Origin of the sequence: Serratia sp. BNK-12 (assembly GCF_047456085.1) — a bacterium.
Classification (GTDB): domain Bacteria; phylum Pseudomonadota; class Gammaproteobacteria; order Enterobacterales; family Enterobacteriaceae; genus Serratia; species Serratia liquefaciens.
In genome coordinates this window covers 1,089,836-1,106,413 of the sequence record NZ_CP179896.1, presented here as the reverse complement: position 1 = coordinate 1,106,413, position 16,578 = coordinate 1,089,836, and the positions used below count along the sequence as shown (strand labels likewise).

Sequence of the window (16,578 nt, the reverse complement as noted above, 5' to 3'; positions counted from 1 at the left end):
ATGCCATACTTCAGCGTCGAAATGGCTGCAATTAACGCGGGCAGATTTCGCTTTCGTTGAAAAAGTAAGCGATTTCGCGCTGAGCAGATTCTACTGCGTCAGAACCGTGCACGGCGTTGGCAGTGAAGCTGTCCGCGTAGTCAGCACGCAGGGTGCCGGCCAGAGCGTTGTCTGGGTTGGTTGCGCCCATGATGTCACGGTTGCGCTGTACTGCATTTTCCGCTTCCAGAACCTGAACCACGATCGGGCCAGAGGTCATGAATTCAACCAGACCATCGAAGAATGGGCGGCCTTTGTGCTCAGCGTAGAAGCCTTCGGCTTGTTCGCGAGTCAGACGCAGCATTTTGGATGCGATGATTTTGAAACCGGCACGCTCAAAGCGAGCATAGATTGCGCCGATGTCGTTGTTAGCTACAGCGTTTGGTTTAATGATGGAAAAGGTACGTTCTACGGTCATGATGGCCTCTGTATAACTTCCAAAACAGGCCGGTCTGAAAACAGGTGCCGGCCTTCTCAAGTGGCGCAGATTATATGTGTGCCGTTAACGCTTGCCTACGGGAAAATCAACATTTCATTAAAAAATTATTATCCTGATTCTTCACTTTGCGGCCCAGAGCACAGGTTGTACGAACTCATACGGACCGAGTCTCAAAACGCGCTGCCGTTACCGACCCTTCCCTGCTTCACAACGAACTGCCATGCCGATCACAGTGCGTGACACTCTGGGTTGAGTTTATGACTATATTCTTTTAAAACAAAAAGATAATAAAAATCATCCAGACTTGGCCCCGCCCATTTCGGCAGCCGCGAAACCAGCAGGAAATGATATGGCCACCATGAAAGACGTTGCCCGACGCGCTGGCGTTTCCACCGCCACCGTCAGCAGGGTGATCAACAGCACCGCTTATGTTGAACCCGTCACCCGTGAACGCGTTGAAAAAGCCATGCGCGAGTTTAACTATCATCGAAATGCCGCCGCGCTGGCGCTGGCGAAACGCAGCGGCAATATGCTGGGGTTGCTGACCGGTAACCTCGACGATCCGTTTTTCTCGCGACTGGCCCGAGGCGTGGAAGATATCACGCGCAAAGACGGTGTAAAATTGATGGTCTGCAGCGGTGGCCATCAGGCCGAACTGGAGAAAAACGGCCTGGATTTTCTGATCAATCAAGGCTGCGAATCGATTGTTGCCCACGTCACCCGCATGAGCGATGCCGATATTCTGCGCTATGCCGCCCACACTCCGGCTATGGTGGTGATCAACCGTTATTTGCCCGCCATCGCCAATCGCTGCATCTGGCTGGACAACGTCAGCGCTTCTCAGGCTGCCACCCGAATGCTCATCGAGCGCGGACACCGCAACATTGCCTGCATCACCACAGATCTGCCGATCGATGACCGCAAGCAGCGTCTCGAGGGATATCGAACCGCGATGGCCGAAGCCGGGGTTGCGGTGCCGGGTGACTGGATCATCAGCGTTCCCTTCAATGAGCAAGGGGGCGAAGCAGCGGCAGAGAAAATCCTCGCCAGTAAGCAGGCTTTTACCGCCGCGCTGACATTCAACGACGTAATGGCCGCCGGCATGATGCGCACCTTTCGCCAGCGGCGGATGAACCTGCCCGAAGATATCTCGATTGTCGGCTTCGATGACGTAGCCCTGGCAAAATACCTCCACCCGCCGTTGACTACCGTGCATTATCCGATTGAGAAAATGGCCCGACGCGCGGCCAATTTGGCGCTGCAACTCAATTCAGGCACCGCCGTTACGCCGCAGAACAATCGGTTTTCCGCTGAGCTGATCCTGCGGGACTCGGTGGCCTTTGTGGAAAAAAAAACCATTTGAAGAAAACAAGGCCGCCAAGTGAGAGTTCTCTCACATAACGCGTCTTCATGTAACCGATTACATCGCCAATGGCCCGCGCTCACACCTCATTCACTGCAAATTCATTAGGCTTGCGTCACTTCCCCATCCTTAACCGGAGTTGTAAATGAATGACAAAAAGAAGCTCAACCTGGGGTTAGCGATGCTCCCCATTGTGGCCATGCTGTTGCTGCTTATCATAGGCTATGGCCAACTGGGTCTGCGGATCGAACCGCTGCTGCTGGCTTCCGCCGGCATTGCCGCTGCGCTGGCCTACTGGCAGGGCTATCGCTGGGACGACATCATTGATTCCATCGTCGCCAAGCTGGCCAAAGCCATGCCGGTGATTATGATATTGATTTGTGTGGGCGGGCTGATCGGCACCTGGATGTTCAGCGGTACCATTCCTTATATGGTTTATTGGGGGCTCAAACTGATCAGCCCTCAATATATCCTGATCGCCGCGTTCTTCATTACCAGCGTGATTTCCGTGTGTACCGGTACATCCTGGGGGGCAGCAGGCACCGTCGGGGTCGCGCTGATGGGCGTAGCCGCCGGGCTGGATGTGCCATTGGCCGCCGCCGCGGGCGCCGTCGTTTCCGGGGCCTATTTTGGCGACAAAATCTCCCCATTGTCTGACTCAACCAATTTCGCGGCCATCGTTGCGGACACCGACCTTTACAGCCATATCCAGCACCTGATGTATACGACGCTTCCGAGCTTCATTTTAGCGGCGGTGGTGTATCTGATTGCCGGACACACCAGCGCCGTCGGCAGCGTGGCTACACCGGAAAAAGTCACCGAGATCGTGACGGCGCTAGAGAGCCTTTATCACTTCAACCTGTTGCTAATCCTGCCCCCGGTTTTGGTGCTGTGGGGCGCGGTGACCAAACGTCCGGTGATCCCGGTCATGCTGGCAGCCTGTGCGCTGGCTATCGCCATCGGCGTACTTCTGCAGGGGTTCAGTCTGCAACAAGGCTTAAATGCGCTGATGGATGGTTTTAACCTTTCAATGTTTGCCACTCAAGGGCACGGCATCAACGGTATCGTCGAAGATGTGCCTCGCCTGCTCAACCGGGGCGGTATGTTTTCGATGATGAGCACCATCCTGCTGGTCTTCTGCGCCTTTTCCTTTGCGGGCGCATTAACCCTGACCGGGGCATTGACCGTCATCATCAATCGGCTGCTGAAAGTGGTTCACACTACCGGCCAACTGATCGCCGCAACGGTTGCAACCACCATTCTGGTCACCGGCGCCACCAGCGACGGCAAATTGGCGCTGCTGATCCCCGCTGAACTCTTCAAAGGCGCCTATCGCCGCATGGGCCTGGACAATAAAAACCTGTCGCGGACCGTAGAAGATGCAGGCACCGTCATCGAACCGTTAATTCCGTGGACCGCCGCAGGCATTTATATGGCGACCACCCTGGGGGTCAGCACGCTGGATTTGCTGCCCTGGGCCATCCAATGCTACGCCGCCGTAGTATTCGCCCTGATTTACGGATTTACCGGTTTCGGCATTGCCAAGATACAGCCACAGCAAGATTTACAGCGTAAGGAAGCCTGACGTGAAACAAACCGATTTTAACCAGATCATCAACCGCCACCACACCGGCTCGGTGAAATGGGACTTTATCGACCGCTATCTGCAGCTCGATGAAACCGATCTTTTGCCGATGTGGGTGTCCGATTTTGACTTTCAGTGTCCGCTGGAAGTCCGACAGGCGCTGCATCACCGCGTTGAACACGGCATATTCGGTTACAGCGAACGCGATGACCAGTATTACCAGGCGGTGATGGATTGGTTCTCAAAACGGCATCAGTTGCCTTTGCAGCGGGAGTGGTTCACCTCCATCGAAGGCGTGGTTCCCGGTCTGGCGATCCTGATCCAACTGCTAAGCCAGCCCGGAGATCCGATCGTGATCCAGGGGCCGTACTACGGATCTTTTGCCAAGATCGTTACCCTGAACGGCAGAGAGGTGCTTGAAAATCCTTTAGCCTTCGGCCCGAAAGGCTATCAATTCGACTTCGATCATCTGGAGGCGTGTTTTGAACAGCGCAAGCCCCCGTTGCTGCTGCTGTGCAATCCGCATAACCCAACGGGCCGGTGCTGGACCCGCGACGAACTGACGCAGTTGATGACGCTGTGCAGCCGCTATGGCGTAACGGTTATCTCCGATGAAATCTGGGCCGATCTGCTGCTGCCTGGCGAGACCTTCACCTCCGTGCTGCATCTGGACGAGAGCTGGCAAGACCATGTGATTTCTGCGACTTCCGCCAGCAAGAGCTTTGGCCTGTCGTCACTGCGCATCTCAAACTTCCTGATCCCCAACGATCAAACCCGAAATGCGTTTGTCGAACGCCTCAATGCCCATGGGTTGGATGTCTTCAATGCGCTGTCGATGACCGCCGCCACGGCCGCCTATCAGCAAGGGGAAACCTGGCTTGATGCTCTGCAGCAATATCTGGCAGACAACCGGCGCTGGTTTGAACAGGCCTTAGCCTATGCCGCCCCCTGGTGCAAAATGACCCGGGCCGAAGGCACCTATCTTGCCTGGCTGGATTGTCGCGCTTTGGGCCTGGATGACAATGCGCTTCAACAGGCGCTGATCCACCAGTCAAAAATTGCTGCCTCCATGGGCGTCAGCTTTGGCGAACAGGGAAAAGGATTTATCCGCCTCAATCTCGGCTGCCCGCGTCAATATCTTGAAAGCGCCATTGCAGGGCTCGCGCGATTAAAACCGTCGCTTTGATCAGCAGGAAAAAGCAAGCGCTACCGGCAGAATGTGCGCCGGTAGCGAAAAGCAGGATTATTGGGTTTTGTCGGTCGAAGGAATGATATTACGCAGCCAACTGCCCCAGCGGCGCTGGTAGAAGGGTTGGGTATGGGTGATCAGGTAATGGCTGACCCCACGCTCCTTTTCAGAGACCAGACAAAAATCTACCGGCTCGTCGTTGGGCGCAGTTTCGCTGGCAACGCTTCCGGCTTCGTTGATCAGCGCTTCAATTTCCGCCGGCTCACCGTCCACTTCCAGTCCGACCAACAGATTTGGTTTTTCGTCGACCGCCTGATCGTGCATCAGTGCCAAAAACGCACGGCGTACCGGCTTGCGTTGACTGAAAAGCGTGGTCAAGGCATCGACCATCGCCGACGGGTACTCCTCCGGCTGACCCAACAGGATCTGGGTATCCTTGTCGATATAACGTTCCGCCGGTTTGGCTACGCCACCGGTGGCCAGCAGCATTGCCACTTCTTCAGGATAAAACTCTTTGCCGTACTCGGCCTTAGGGTTGAGGAACAGATCCGCGCCCTGAGTGATTTCGAACAATACCCGCGCCGGCATAGCGATAAACGGCTGTTCGTCTTCAACGGCCTTTTGCAGCGCTTCTACCGAGCTAAAAAACGGAATGATGCTGCCGCCGTCCTGTTTTTCCCAGTGCTGAATATTCACCGGCGTATCGGCGTTCAGCGTGATGTCACCGCCATGCTGTACCTGTTCGCTGTCACCGAGGATCAACACCGTCGCGTCGAGCAACTCACGGAAAAACGCCGGGCGATGGGCCGGCTCGGTCACCGCCAGCTTCAGCAGGCGTTCAAGTTCGTTTTCGCCTGTGGCGGTATCGTGATGGTGAGAACTCATGACAAACTCCAGCAATCAAATAACGGGGCCCAGCATGCTGGGCCCCGACAATAAAACGACGTTCAAGCCGCCCGCCAAGGCGGGCATGCCATTATTTGGCTTTGCTCAGCAACAGGTTGGCCAGGGCACGCACACCCAGACCGGTCGCACCGGCAGACCATTGATCCACCGCGCCCTTACGGTAAGTGGCGGAGCAGTCAATGTGCAACCAGCCTTTCTGATAATTCTGCACAAAATGCGACAGGAATGCAGCCGCGGTGCTGGCACCGGCAGTGTAGGCCGGACCGGCAATATTGTTCAGTTCAGCAAAGTTGGACGGCAGTTGGCTGCGGTGGAACTCAGCCAACGGCAGGCGCCAGAAAGGCTCTTGCTCGGCAGCCGCGCTGGTCAGCAGTTCCTGTGCCAAAGCATCATCGAAGCTGAACAACGCATGGTAATCGTTACCCACCGCCGTTTTCGCCGCACCGGTCAGGGTGGCGCAGTCGATGATCAACTCAGGGTTTTGTGCAGAAGCATCGATCAGTCCGTCAGCCAGTACCAGGCGCCCTTCCGCATCGGTGTTCATAACCTCAACGGTTTTGCCGTTACGATAACGGATGATGTCACCCAGTTTGAAGGCGTTGCCGCTAACCATGTTATCGGCGCAGCACAGATAGAGTTTCACGCGCTGTTTCAGACCACGGGCCGCCGCCAGCGCCAGTGCGCCGGTAATGGTGGCCGCACCGCCCATATCCGCTTTCATGGAATCCATAAAGGCACTTTGCTTCAGGCTGTAGCCACCGGTGTCAAAGGTGATGCCTTTGCCCACCAGGCAAGCAAATACCGGCGCTTCCGGGTTGCCGGTCGGGTTGAAGTCCAGTGCCAACAGCACCGGTGAACGATCGGAGCCCCGGCCCACGGTGTGAATACCGGCGTAGTTTTGCTCGCGCAGATCTTCACCCTTGGTAATACGATAGCTGACGGCATCGCAGCCAACGTCACACATCAGATCAACCGCGCGCGTAGCCAGTTGTTCCGGCCCCAGCTCTTCCGCCGGCATATTGATGGTGTCGCGTACCCAGTCAACAATCTTCAGACGCTGTTCCAGCTCTTTGCGTTCCGCTTCCGGCAGCTCTGCCCATTCGACGCTGCGCTTGCCTTTTGGCCCGCGGAAACCTTGCCAGAACGCCCAGCTGTTCTCCAGATCCCAGCCATCGCCGGCCAGTTTGACGTTCTTGACACCTTGGCCGTCAATCTTGCGGGCAGCACGCTGGATGCCCCCCAGCTTGTCGTTGCCGGTCAGGTGAATGGTCATTCCTCGATCATCAGTGCTCAGCAGCGCTTTTTCGCCCCAGCGAGCGTCGGCAGGTTGGTTCGACAGCGTTACCTGCATGAATTCAGTTGTCATAGCCTTCTTACTCCGGATTATTCTTTTATTAATCGTGTCGGATACAAAATAAACGGGCCGCCTATGGCAGCCCGTTACGCTATTTACTCCGCTTCATCTAACCAGACCAGCAGGATCGCTTCCAGTATTTTCTCATTGGAAGCCTGTGGATCGTCGTCAAAATCTTCCAGATCGCAAATCCACTGATGCATGTCGGTAAAACGTACGGTTTTCGGATCGGTATCCGGGTATTGGTCGTACAGGGCTTCGCCGATTTCACGGCTATCGGTCCACTTCAGTCCCATTATTATCTCCAGCTCTGCGCCGCGGCTAGCAATTAATGCTCACGCGCATGGTTAACGGTATAACGCGGCATTTCGACCACCAAATCTTCGTCGGCCACCAGCGCCTGGCAGCTCAGGCGGCTTTCCGGCTCCAGACCCCAGGCCTTGTCCAGCATGTCGTCTTCCAGCTCGCTGCTCTCTTCAAGAGAGTCAAAGCCTTCGCGCACGATGCAGTGACAGGTGGTGCAGGCGCAGGATTTCTCGCAGGCGTGCTCAATTTCGATACCGTTGCGCAGTGCAACGTTGAGGATTGACTCCCCTTGCTCAGCTTCCAGTACCGCCCCCTCCGGGCATAAATCTTGATGGGGCAGGAAAACAATTTTAGGCATGATTAAACCTCATCCACAGAATGGCCAGCCAGCGCACGGCGAATGGAAGCATCCATGCGGCGCGCGGCAAAGTCTTGCGTTTGTGCATCTAATGTTTTTATTGCGGCTTCGATAGCGGCAGGATCGGTGCCCTGCGTCGCCTGTTGCAAAGCTTCCACCGCCGCGGCGATCGCCGTACTTTCGGCCTCGCTCAGTAAAGCAGCATCGCTTGCCAGTGCGCCCTGCAGGCTTTCCAGCACCCGAGACGCCTCTACCCGCTGTTCTGCCAGTTTGCGTGCGCCAACATCGCTCTGCGCATTGGCCATCGAGTCTTTGATCATACCGGCGATTTCGGCGTCAGAAAGGCCATACGAAGGTTTAACCTGAATCGAAGCCTCAACGCCGGTGGATTTCTCCATCGCGGTAACGCTCAACAGGCCGTCGGCATCCACCTGGAAGGTGACGCGAATATGCGCGCCACCGGCAGGCAGCGGCGGTAAGCCACGCAGCGAGAAACGCGCCAGCGAACGGCAATCCTGTACCAGCTCACGCTCACCCTGCAGCACGTGGATCATCATCGCGCTTTGGCCGTCTTTGAAAGTGGTGAATTCCTGGGCACGCGCCACCGGAATGGTGGTGTTGCGCGGGATCACTTTTTCGACCAGACCACCCATGGTTTCCAGACCCAGCGACAGCGGGATCACGTCCAGCAGCAGCATGTCGCTGTCCGGCTTGTTGCCCACCAGAATATCGGCCTGAATGGCGGCACCGATAGCGACCACTTTATCGGGATCAATCGAAGTCAGCGGCGTGCGGCCAAAGAACGCGCCTACCTGCTCACGCACCAAAGGTACGCGAGTGGAACCGCCAACCATCACCACTTCCAACACGTCTTCAGCATTGACGCCGGCGTCTTTCAGCGCACGGCGACAGGCCATCAGGGTGCGTTTAACCAGTGTGGCGATCAAAGCGTCGAACTGCGCACGCGTCACTTCGCCCTGCCAACCGGCAACTTCCACGCTCACGCTGTCGGCATCGCTCAGAGCTATCTTGGCGGCAATGGCTGCGTCCAGCAGTTGACGCTGAACCCCGTGATCGCTACGGTCGGCCACGCCGGCCTGTTCCCGCAGCCAATCGGCCAGCAGGTGGTCAAAGTCGTCGCCGCCCAACGCGGAATCGCCGCCGGTGGCCAACACTTCGAACACGCCGCGGCTCAGCCGCAGAATGGAAATATCAAAGGTGCCGCCGCCCAAATCGTAAACCGCGATGATGCCTTCCTGCCCGGAATCCAGGCCATAGGCAATCGCTGCCGCCGTAGGTTCGTTCAGCAGGCGCAGCACGTGCAGCCCGGCCAGACGCGCAGCGTCCTTGGTGCCCTGGCGCTGTGCATCGTCAAAATATGCGGGAACGGTGATCACCACGCCGTCTAAATCCCCTTCCAGCGCGGTTTGCGCACGCGCGGCAAGCGCTTTGAGGATATCGGCGGAAACGCCTACCGGGTTAACCGGTCCGGCGGCGGTCAGGATCATCGGCAAGCCGTTTTCACTGGCCTGGAACTGGTACGGCAGGTTCGGGTAACGCTGCTGTACGTCGGCCAGAGAGCGACCCATCATGCGTTTGATTGAGCTGATGGTGTTAGCGGGATCCTGTGCGGCCTGCTGGCGCGCATCCCAACCGACACGCAAGGTATCAGCCTGATAGTGCACCACCGAGGGCAGTAAATCGCGCCCCTGAGCATCGGCCAGCGTTTCCGCCTGCCCGCTGCGCACCGTGGCGACCAGAGAGTTGGTGGTGCCTAAATCAATACCGGCAGCCAGTCGGCGCTGGTGCGGCGCGGCGCTGAGGCCGGGCTCACTAATTTGTAATAAGGCCATATTGAAGCTTCCCATATCCTTCATACTTGAAGCTGCTTGGGTGTTGGCTGCCTTCACTCACCCCAGTCTCTTACTTGAGTAAGTTCCTGGGGATTCATTCAGTTGCCGCCTACAAGCAACTCCAATTATTTTGGGTATAAATGAAAAGAATTACTCAAAACCCAGCAGTTTTTCTTCGAGTTGTTCAACCTGTTGCTGGAGTTTGTCCAAAAAGCGTAGCTTACGCACGGTATCGGCGGCCTCGGGCCACTGCTGGTTATCCAACTGCTGCACCATCAGCGCAGTGCGCTGTTTGACCGTTTCGTTCACCCGCGCGCCAAAGTCGGCCAGCAGGCTTTCCGCCTCCGCTTTGCGCTCAATGGCGTCGAGCTCTTCACGCAATTCCAGCTGTTCCATCAGGAAAGCGGTATCCCGCAGGGTATGCTGCTCGTTGCCCAAATCAAAACCGTGCAAAGATAACATATACTCTGCGCGTTTTAATGGGTGCTTCAGCGTTTGGTAGGCTTCATTGATAGTCGCCGCCTGTTGCAACGCCATCAGGCGTTCGCGTTCCGGCTGGAGAGCATTGCGATCGGGATGGAATTGGCGTTGCAGATCCTGATAGCGAGATGCAAGCAGGCTGCCGTCCACGAGATAGCGAACTGGCAGCCCGAATAAAGTAAAGTAATCCATAGCGTGCTCTGGGCTTTATCGGATGAAGTTCCCCCGCGCCAGCGGGGGAGCTTGACGGACTGTCAGACGTTGAAACTTTCGCCGCAGCCGCACTCGCTTGAGACATTGGGGTTGTTGAACTTGAAGCCTTCGTTCAGGCCTTCCTTAACGAAATCAAGCTCGGTGCCGTCAAGGTAGACCAGGCTCTTGCCGTCAATGATCACCTTAACGCCTTTGTTTTCAAAAACGATGTCGTCATCGTTCATTTCGTCAACAAATTCCAGCACGTACGCCATCCCGGAGCAGCCAGAGGTTCTCACCCCCAGACGCAGGCCAAGACCCTTGCCGCGGTTATTCATAAATGCCTGAACACGCTGCGCAGCGCTGTCGCTCATGGTAATTGACATCACAACCTCATACTCAATATTCCCAACCTGTAGCAAAACCGATGTTGGGGGGCTAACCGGTGTAGGGGGCGAATATATTCGCCCCAATCAATGCGGGCACGGCATACAGCGCCCCTACACAAGAATTACTTGGCGTTATGTTTGCTCTTGTAGTCGGCAATCGCTGCTTTAATGGCGTCTTCCGCCAGGATAGAGCAGTGAATTTTTACCGGCGGTAATTCCAGTTCTTCGGCGATTTGGGTGTTTTTAATCGCTTCGGCCTGATCAAGAGATTTGCCTTTCATCCATTCGGTCACCAGCGAGCTGGAAGCGATGGCGGAGCCGCAGCCGTACGTTTTAAAACGCGCGTCTTCAATGATGCCTTCATTGTTGACCTTGATCTGCAGCTTCATGACGTCGCCACAAGCCGGTGCGCCAACCATACCGCTACCGACGCTAGGATCTTCGTTGTCGAAAGAACCCACGTTACGCGGGTTTTCATAGTGATCGATTACTTTTTCGCTGTAAGCCATGACCTTGCTCCTGAATCCTGAGAATTAATGATGTGCCCATTCGATGCTGTTGATATCCACGCCCTGCTTGAACATATCCCACAGTGGAGACAGGTCGCGCAGACGGCCAATGGATTTACGCACCAGTTGAATGGTGTAATCGATCTCTTCTTCCGTGGTGAAACGCCCCAGGGAGAAACGGATCGAGCTATGCGCCAACTCGTCGGTCATACCCAACGCGCGCAGCACGTAAGATGGCTCAAGGCTAGCGGAGGTACAGGCGGAGCCTGAAGAGACGGCAAGATCTTTCAGCGCCATGATCAGCGATTCACCTTCAACATAGTTGAAGCTGACATTCAGAATGTTAGGAACGCCGTGTTCCAGATCGCCGTTCAGATACACTTCTTCCATATCTTTCACGCCGTTCCACAGGCGGTCACGCAGCGTACGCAGGCGCGCCATTTCGGTCGGCATTTCTTCTTTGGCGATACGGTAGGCTTCACCCATACCGGCGATCTGATGCACTGGCAACGTACCTGAACGCATACCGCGCTCATGACCGCCGCCGTGGATCTGGGCTTCGATACGGATACGCGGTTTACGACGCACGTACAGCGCACCGATACCTTTCGGGCCATAAATCTTGTGGCCGGAGAAGGACATCAGATCGACTTTCAGCTTGCTCAGGTCGATAGGCAGTTTGCCCACGCTCTGGGTCGCATCAACGTGGTAGATGATACCGCGTGCGCGGCACATTTCGCCGATCGCTTCGATATCCTGCACCACGCCGATTTCGTTGTTCACGTGCATGATCGAAACCAGAATGGTGTCGTCGCGCATCGCGGCTTCGAGGGCTTGCAGGCTGATGATACCGTTGCTTTGCGGTGCCAGGTAGGTCACTTCAAAGCCTTCACGCTCGAGCTGGCGACAGGTGTCCAGCACGGCTTTGTGTTCGGTTTTGCTGGTGATGATGTGCTTGCCTTTCTTTTGATAGAAATTGGCAGCGCCTTTAATCGCCAGGTTGTCGGATTCGGTTGCTCCGGAAGTGAACACGATTTCGCGCGGGTCAGCGCCAACCAGTTCAGCAATTTGGTTACGGGCGATATCTACCGCTTCTTCCGCCTGCCACCCGAAACGGTGGGAACGGGAAGCCGGGTTACCGAAAGTCCCGTCCAGAGTCAAAAACTGCATCATTTTCTCAGCGACGCGCGGATCAACCGGCGTCGTTGCTGAGTAATCCAGATAAATCGGTAATTTCATTGCTCTTGTGCTCCGTACATCACTTCCAAAAACTAAAAAAAGTATCGCCAGCTGCTTATGCGCGCAGATTAACGTTGATAGTTTCTTGCGGACGACCGTTGGCCGTGCGACGGGTATCGTTGTTTTGACGGTCCGCCACCACCAGCACTTCCTGGTTGTTCACCAGTTCAGCCAGCGTAATGTTGTTCAGGAACCCGCTGATGCGCTCACTCAGATCGCGCCACAGGGTATGGGTCAGGCAGCGATCGCCACCCTGACAGCCTTCTTTACCCTGGCAACGGGTTGCATCTACCGATTCATCGACGGCAGTGATAACTGCACCAACGGCAATCTCACCCGCGTCTTTGCCCAGCAGATAACCACCGCCCGGTCCGCGTACGCTGGCAACCAGGCCATTTTTACGCAGACGGGAGAATAATTGTTCCAGATAAGAGAGCGAGATACCTTGGCGCTCAGAAATATCCGCCAGAGGGACTGGCCCTTCCTGGGAGTGCAATGCCACGTCAAGCATAGCGGTTACGGCATAACGGCCTTTAGATGTCAGTCTCATAGCTAAGTGGTTACCTGTTGGTCAAACATGGCCGAAAGTCTGACATTCCCGAGTAAATCAGTCAACTATTTAACCTAGTAATTTACTCAAGTATTAGCACATTTTGTACTTAGCCATGCAAAATGCATATAAAATACATGTTATAACCCTTGGATAACTAATGCTATTACCGTTAACCGTTACGCAGCCCCCAAATTAATGACCTTGCTGTTTGTCCTGTTTCTCTATCGACGTCAGCATGCCGCGCAGAATATTCAGCTCTTGAGCTTCCGGCCGTGCGCGGGTGAATAAACGGCGTAAACGACTCATCACCTGCCCCGGATGGGACGGACGAATGAAGCCGCTATTTTGCAGCGTTTGTTCCAGATGCTGATAGAAACGTTCGAGATCATCCACCAGCGGATACGGCGTCTCTTCCAACGGCGGCACGCCCGCCTGTTGACGATCGAGGTAAGCCACGCGCACTTCATAGGCCAGGATCTGCACCGCCATCGCCAGATTCAGCGAGCTGTAATCCGGGTTGGCAGGAATGGCGACGTGATAATGACACTTTTGCAGTTCGTCATTGGTCAGGCCGACACGTTCACGGCCGAAGACCAACGCCACTGGCGCATGCTCACCTTCGTGCACCGCGCGTACGCCGCATTCACGGGGTTCCAGCATCGGCCACGGCAAAGTACGTGAACGCGCGCTGGTACCCACCACCAGGCTACAGCCGGCAATGGCGTCGTCCAAAGTGTCAACAATAGTGGCGTTGCCGATCACGTCGCTGGCGCCAGCGGCCAGGGCGATCGCCTGAGAATCGGGTTTTATCAGCGGGTTAACCAGATAAAGGTTGGTTAGCCCCATGGTTTTCATGGCTCTGGCGGTCGAGCCCATGTTGCCGGTATGAGAGGTTTCTACCAGAACAATGCGGATGTTATGCAGCATACAAACTCTGAGCGTAGCGGAAAATCACAGCATCTTAACACAGCCGTAGGCATTTTACCGAACACCTGCTATACTTCGCGCCGTTTCCTGTTCTTTAACATCCTAGTTGGAAGATACCCATGCATCCGATGCTGACGATCGCCGTGCGCGCTGCGCGCAAGGCCGGTAACCTGATTGCCAAAAACTACGAAACCCCAGACGCTGTAGAAGCGAGTCAAAAAGGGACCAATGACTTTGTCACTAACGTCGATCGCGATGCAGAGCATCTGATCATCGAAGTCATTCGCAAGTCCTATCCGCAACATACTATTGTTACCGAAGAACGCGGCGAATTGGTCGGCGAAGATAAAGACGTACAATGGGTGATCGATCCACTGGATGGCACATCAAACTTCATCAAACGTTTCCCACACTTCTCAGTCTCTATCGCTGTACGCATTAAAGGCCGTACCGAAGTCGCTGTGGTTTACGATCCAATGCGTAACGAACTGTTCACCGCTACCCGCGGTCAGGGCGCACAGCTCAACGGTTACCGTCTGCGCGGCACCAACGCCAAAGACCTGGATGGCACCATCCTGGCAACCGGCTTCCCGTTCAAAGTTAAGCAGCACGCAACGCCATACATCAACGTGGTTGGCAAGCTGTTTACCCAATGTGCCGACTTCCGTCGTACCGGTTCTGCCGCACTGGATCTGGCCTACGTGGCTGCCGGTCGCGTGGACGGTTTCTTCGAAATTGGCCTGAAGCCATGGGATTTCGCCGCGGGTGAACTGCTGGTGCGCGAATCTGGCGGCCTGGTGACCGACTTCGTTGGCGGCCACAACCACTTCAGCTCCGGCAACGTGGTAGCCGGTAACCCACGCGTAGTGAAAGCCATGCTTTCTACCATGCGTGATGAACTGAGCGAAGCGCTGAAGCGTTAATTCAGGCTATTACGCTGGCCATTTTAGGCTTGGGCAGTGCTCGAACTCCTCACGTACTGCGTGTACGCTCCGGGTTCTCCGCGCTGGCCGTACCCAAACTGCCTGCGCTCATCACGCCTGAACCTGTTTTGAATAATGAAGCGCTGCAATCACTGCAGCGCTTTTTTTATGCCTGCTAGCGGGAGAAAGGCCGAATGCCGCCGCCGAATTCCGGCTGGGCACTGGCGTATAACAACAACCCGGCAAACAGCAAAATCAAACCGCCGGCCAGCGCCAGCGAACCCCAGGCCACCGCACTCCAGGCAGCGGGAGCGCGTGAACGGCTGAGTCGCACCGCCAGTCGGCGGCTGTAATGCACCAGCAAGGCCAACAACGAGATAGTCAGTGAAGTGCCGAGCGCCATCGCCAGTGCCGAAATAACTCCCCAGGCGAAAACGCCAATCACTTTGGAAAACAGCAATACCAGAATCGCCCCCGAGCAGGGCCGCATACCCATCGCCAGTACGATGGCAGTCTGTGTACGCCAATCGCTGCCGGCCTGCAGCTCTGTATCACTCGGCAAATGGCGGTGACCACAGCCACAATGCTCGCTGTGAACGTGATCCGCCGGCAGAGGTTGCAGGCTGTTGATTCGCAACGCCGGTTGCGGACGCAGGGTTTTCACCGCGTGATACAAACGCTTCAACGCGCGCCAAGTGAGCAGCACCCCGAGCAACATCACCAGAACAAAACTGCCCTTCTCCAACCAGAAACTGCTCTGATGCAACTGCCGTGATGACAGTTGCAGCACCACCAACATCAGCGTTACCAGGGCGATGGCCACTAGCCCCTGCACCAACGAGGCGGCAAAAGTCAGTTTCAGACTGCTTTTCAGCCGCGCCGGATGGGTAGCCAGATAGGTGGCAATCACTACCTTGCCGTGACCGGGGCCGAGCGCATGCAACACCCCATAGCTCAGGCTGAACAGCATCAAAGCCAATCCGGCTTGCTGCGGTGCCGCTTTGACCTGCTGCAACAGACCGGCCATCTGCAGATGCAATCCTTTTTGCCACACCACGCTTTGCAACAGCAACTGCGGCCAATAGTGCCACGCCAACCGGGCCCCCAGTGCCAGCAGCAGCGCAAACAGCAACAGCGGCCACAGGCTGAAGACCCAGTGCCGTTTACGCGTGGCGGGCTGGCTGAGATTTACTGACATTGCAGGCTGACCTTCTGCGCAAACTGTTGCCCCAGCTCCATATCTTCACCGGGTGAATCGTTCTTATCGAGGGATAACGCATAAGCCTGCAAGGAGGAGTTCGGTTTTGGCGTCATCAGCTTGAACTTGCATTGAGCGGCCATTTCCGGCGGCAAATGCAGCGCCGTTTTATCTTTATAGGTCATATCAACAAAGTAGGTGGGATCGTAGGTGGCGATTTCAAACGGCTTGCCCGCCAGCGGCTGCGGCTCGGCCAGCGGCAACACAAACTCCAGCACCGCCTGATGCCCCTGACGCGACAGGTGATATTCAGTCGGCAGGTTCAGGTACTTCACTCGTTTGCCGTCGCGATACATGTCGGTGAAATAGTGTTGGCCAAGCACGTTGGCCATCACCTGCGCCGCCAACTTCTTCCACACTTCCGAGTCGTCTTTGGCGTTTTCCGCATCGTACAGCAGATCCGCCGAGGTAATTTCATCCATAACCCAAACCATTTTCAAGCCAACCAGCTGTTGATCCTTAGCCACGAAAGTGGTGTTCATATCAATAAAGCTGTGTGGGTGAGCGACAGCACCGGCGCTGAAAAGCGTCAAAAAACCGGCCAGAATAAATCGTAACTTCATCATCAAACGATACTCATTATTGTTATAAAGTAACATCAACCAACCTTAAACCGTCGCCATTACAGCCAATAATTGTGACGAAAGTTGTAAGCCGAAGTAAAACCGGGTGCCGTCGCCGCGCCGCGCATCGCCTTTTGCTATGCTTATTCATAA

18 protein-coding genes are annotated in these 16,578 nt (G+C 55.7%); 4 read left to right on the top strand and 14 right to left on the bottom strand.

The features are described 5' to 3' along the window. Positions 1-31: 31 nt before the first annotated feature. Positions 32-457 (bottom strand): nucleoside-diphosphate kinase, encoded by a 426-nt coding sequence (gene ndk, locus ACMGG1_RS04970; protein ID WP_004952077.1) that lies wholly within the window; start codon positions 455-457, stop codon positions 32-34. A gap of 370 nt (positions 458-827) precedes the next feature. Here ndk and ACMGG1_RS04965 point away from each other — a divergent pair, with 370 nt between their 5' ends. The 3 genes from ACMGG1_RS04965 (at position 828) to ACMGG1_RS04955 (ending at position 4,612) form a co-directional block, all read left to right on the top strand. Further along, entirely contained in the window at positions 828-1,841 is a 1,014-nt protein-coding gene (locus ACMGG1_RS04965; protein WP_414161191.1) for a LacI family DNA-binding transcriptional regulator, read from the top strand. Between the two features lie 145 nt (positions 1,842-1,986). Then, the gene (gene nhaC, locus ACMGG1_RS04960) at positions 1,987-3,426 is read left to right on the top strand and encodes a Na+/H+ antiporter NhaC (RefSeq protein WP_020828157.1); all 1,440 of its coding nucleotides are present in this window, start codon (positions 1,987-1,989) and stop codon (positions 3,424-3,426) included. A 1-nt stretch (position 3,427) separates the two neighbouring features. After that, entirely contained in the window at positions 3,428-4,612 is a 1,185-nt protein-coding gene (locus ACMGG1_RS04955) for a MalY/PatB family protein (RefSeq protein WP_414161190.1), read from the top strand. A gap of 57 nt (positions 4,613-4,669) precedes the next feature. On the opposite strand, the gene sseB is transcribed toward ACMGG1_RS04955, so the two are convergent. The 11 genes from sseB to trmJ all read right to left on the bottom strand — a co-directional run bounded on the left by sseB (position 4,670) and on the right by trmJ (position 13,681). After that, the gene (sseB, locus tag ACMGG1_RS04950; protein ID WP_020828159.1) at positions 4,670-5,500 is read right to left on the bottom strand and encodes an enhanced serine sensitivity protein SseB; all 831 of its coding nucleotides are present in this window, start codon (positions 5,498-5,500) and stop codon (positions 4,670-4,672) included. Positions 5,501-5,591: 91 nt separating this feature from the next. Further along, positions 5,592-6,887, bottom strand: coding sequence for an aminopeptidase PepB (gene pepB / locus ACMGG1_RS04945; protein WP_044554573.1), 1,296 nt, complete (start codon positions 6,885-6,887; stop codon positions 5,592-5,594). Positions 6,888-6,970: 83 nt separating this feature from the next. Then, positions 6,971-7,171: a Fe-S cluster assembly protein IscX gene (gene iscX / locus ACMGG1_RS04940; protein ID WP_020828161.1), complete on the bottom strand. Its 201-nt coding sequence runs from the start codon at positions 7,169-7,171 to the stop codon at positions 6,971-6,973. Positions 7,172-7,203: 32 nt separating this feature from the next. Further along, on the bottom strand, positions 7,204-7,539 hold the full coding sequence (gene fdx, locus ACMGG1_RS04935) for an ISC system 2Fe-2S type ferredoxin (RefSeq protein ID WP_004952086.1): 336 nt from the start codon (positions 7,537-7,539) through the stop codon (positions 7,204-7,206). A 2-nt stretch (positions 7,540-7,541) separates the two neighbouring features. Next, positions 7,542-9,392: a Fe-S protein assembly chaperone HscA gene (gene hscA / locus ACMGG1_RS04930; RefSeq protein WP_149573737.1), complete on the bottom strand. Its 1,851-nt coding sequence runs from the start codon at positions 9,390-9,392 to the stop codon at positions 7,542-7,544. Between the two features lie 150 nt (positions 9,393-9,542). Next, on the bottom strand, positions 9,543-10,064 hold the full coding sequence (gene hscB / locus ACMGG1_RS04925) for a co-chaperone HscB (RefSeq protein ID WP_020828163.1): 522 nt from the start codon (positions 10,062-10,064) through the stop codon (positions 9,543-9,545). 62 nt (positions 10,065-10,126) lie between these two features. Then, complete coding sequence (gene iscA / locus ACMGG1_RS04920) at positions 10,127-10,450, bottom strand: iron-sulfur cluster assembly protein IscA (protein ID WP_004952089.1); 324 nt, start codon at positions 10,448-10,450, stop codon at positions 10,127-10,129. Positions 10,451-10,575: 125 nt separating this feature from the next. Further along, a complete protein-coding gene (iscU, locus tag ACMGG1_RS04915) occupies positions 10,576-10,962 on the bottom strand; it encodes a Fe-S cluster assembly scaffold IscU (RefSeq protein WP_020828164.1) in 387 nt (128 codons plus the stop codon). A gap of 24 nt (positions 10,963-10,986) precedes the next feature. After that, positions 10,987-12,201 (bottom strand): IscS subfamily cysteine desulfurase, encoded by a 1,215-nt coding sequence (locus ACMGG1_RS04910; RefSeq protein ID WP_020828165.1) that lies wholly within the window; start codon positions 12,199-12,201, stop codon positions 10,987-10,989. 55 nt (positions 12,202-12,256) lie between these two features. Then, complete coding sequence (iscR, locus tag ACMGG1_RS04905; RefSeq protein WP_020828166.1) at positions 12,257-12,751, bottom strand: Fe-S cluster assembly transcriptional regulator IscR; 495 nt, start codon at positions 12,749-12,751, stop codon at positions 12,257-12,259. Between the two features lie 195 nt (positions 12,752-12,946). After that, positions 12,947-13,681, bottom strand: a complete 735-nt coding sequence (gene trmJ, locus ACMGG1_RS04900; RefSeq protein WP_020828167.1) for a tRNA (cytosine(32)/uridine(32)-2'-O)-methyltransferase TrmJ — start codon at positions 13,679-13,681, stop codon at positions 12,947-12,949. 119 nt (positions 13,682-13,800) lie between these two features. Here trmJ and suhB point away from each other — a divergent pair, with 119 nt between their 5' ends. Continuing rightward, positions 13,801-14,604 (top strand): inositol-1-monophosphatase, encoded by an 804-nt coding sequence (gene suhB / locus ACMGG1_RS04895; RefSeq protein WP_020828168.1) that lies wholly within the window; start codon positions 13,801-13,803, stop codon positions 14,602-14,604. A gap of 175 nt (positions 14,605-14,779) precedes the next feature. On the opposite strand, the gene ACMGG1_RS04890 is transcribed toward suhB, so the two are convergent. Both ACMGG1_RS04890 and ACMGG1_RS04885 read right to left on the bottom strand, forming a co-directional pair. Further along, entirely contained in the window at positions 14,780-15,802 is a 1,023-nt protein-coding gene (locus tag ACMGG1_RS04890) for a nickel/cobalt transporter (protein ID WP_128865089.1), read from the bottom strand. Continuing rightward, entirely contained in the window at positions 15,793-16,461 is a 669-nt protein-coding gene (locus tag ACMGG1_RS04885) for a DUF1007 family protein (RefSeq protein ID WP_020828170.1), read from the bottom strand. The genes ACMGG1_RS04890 and ACMGG1_RS04885 overlap by 10 nt, the downstream gene beginning before the upstream one ends. Between the last annotated feature and the right edge of the window lie 117 nt (positions 16,462-16,578).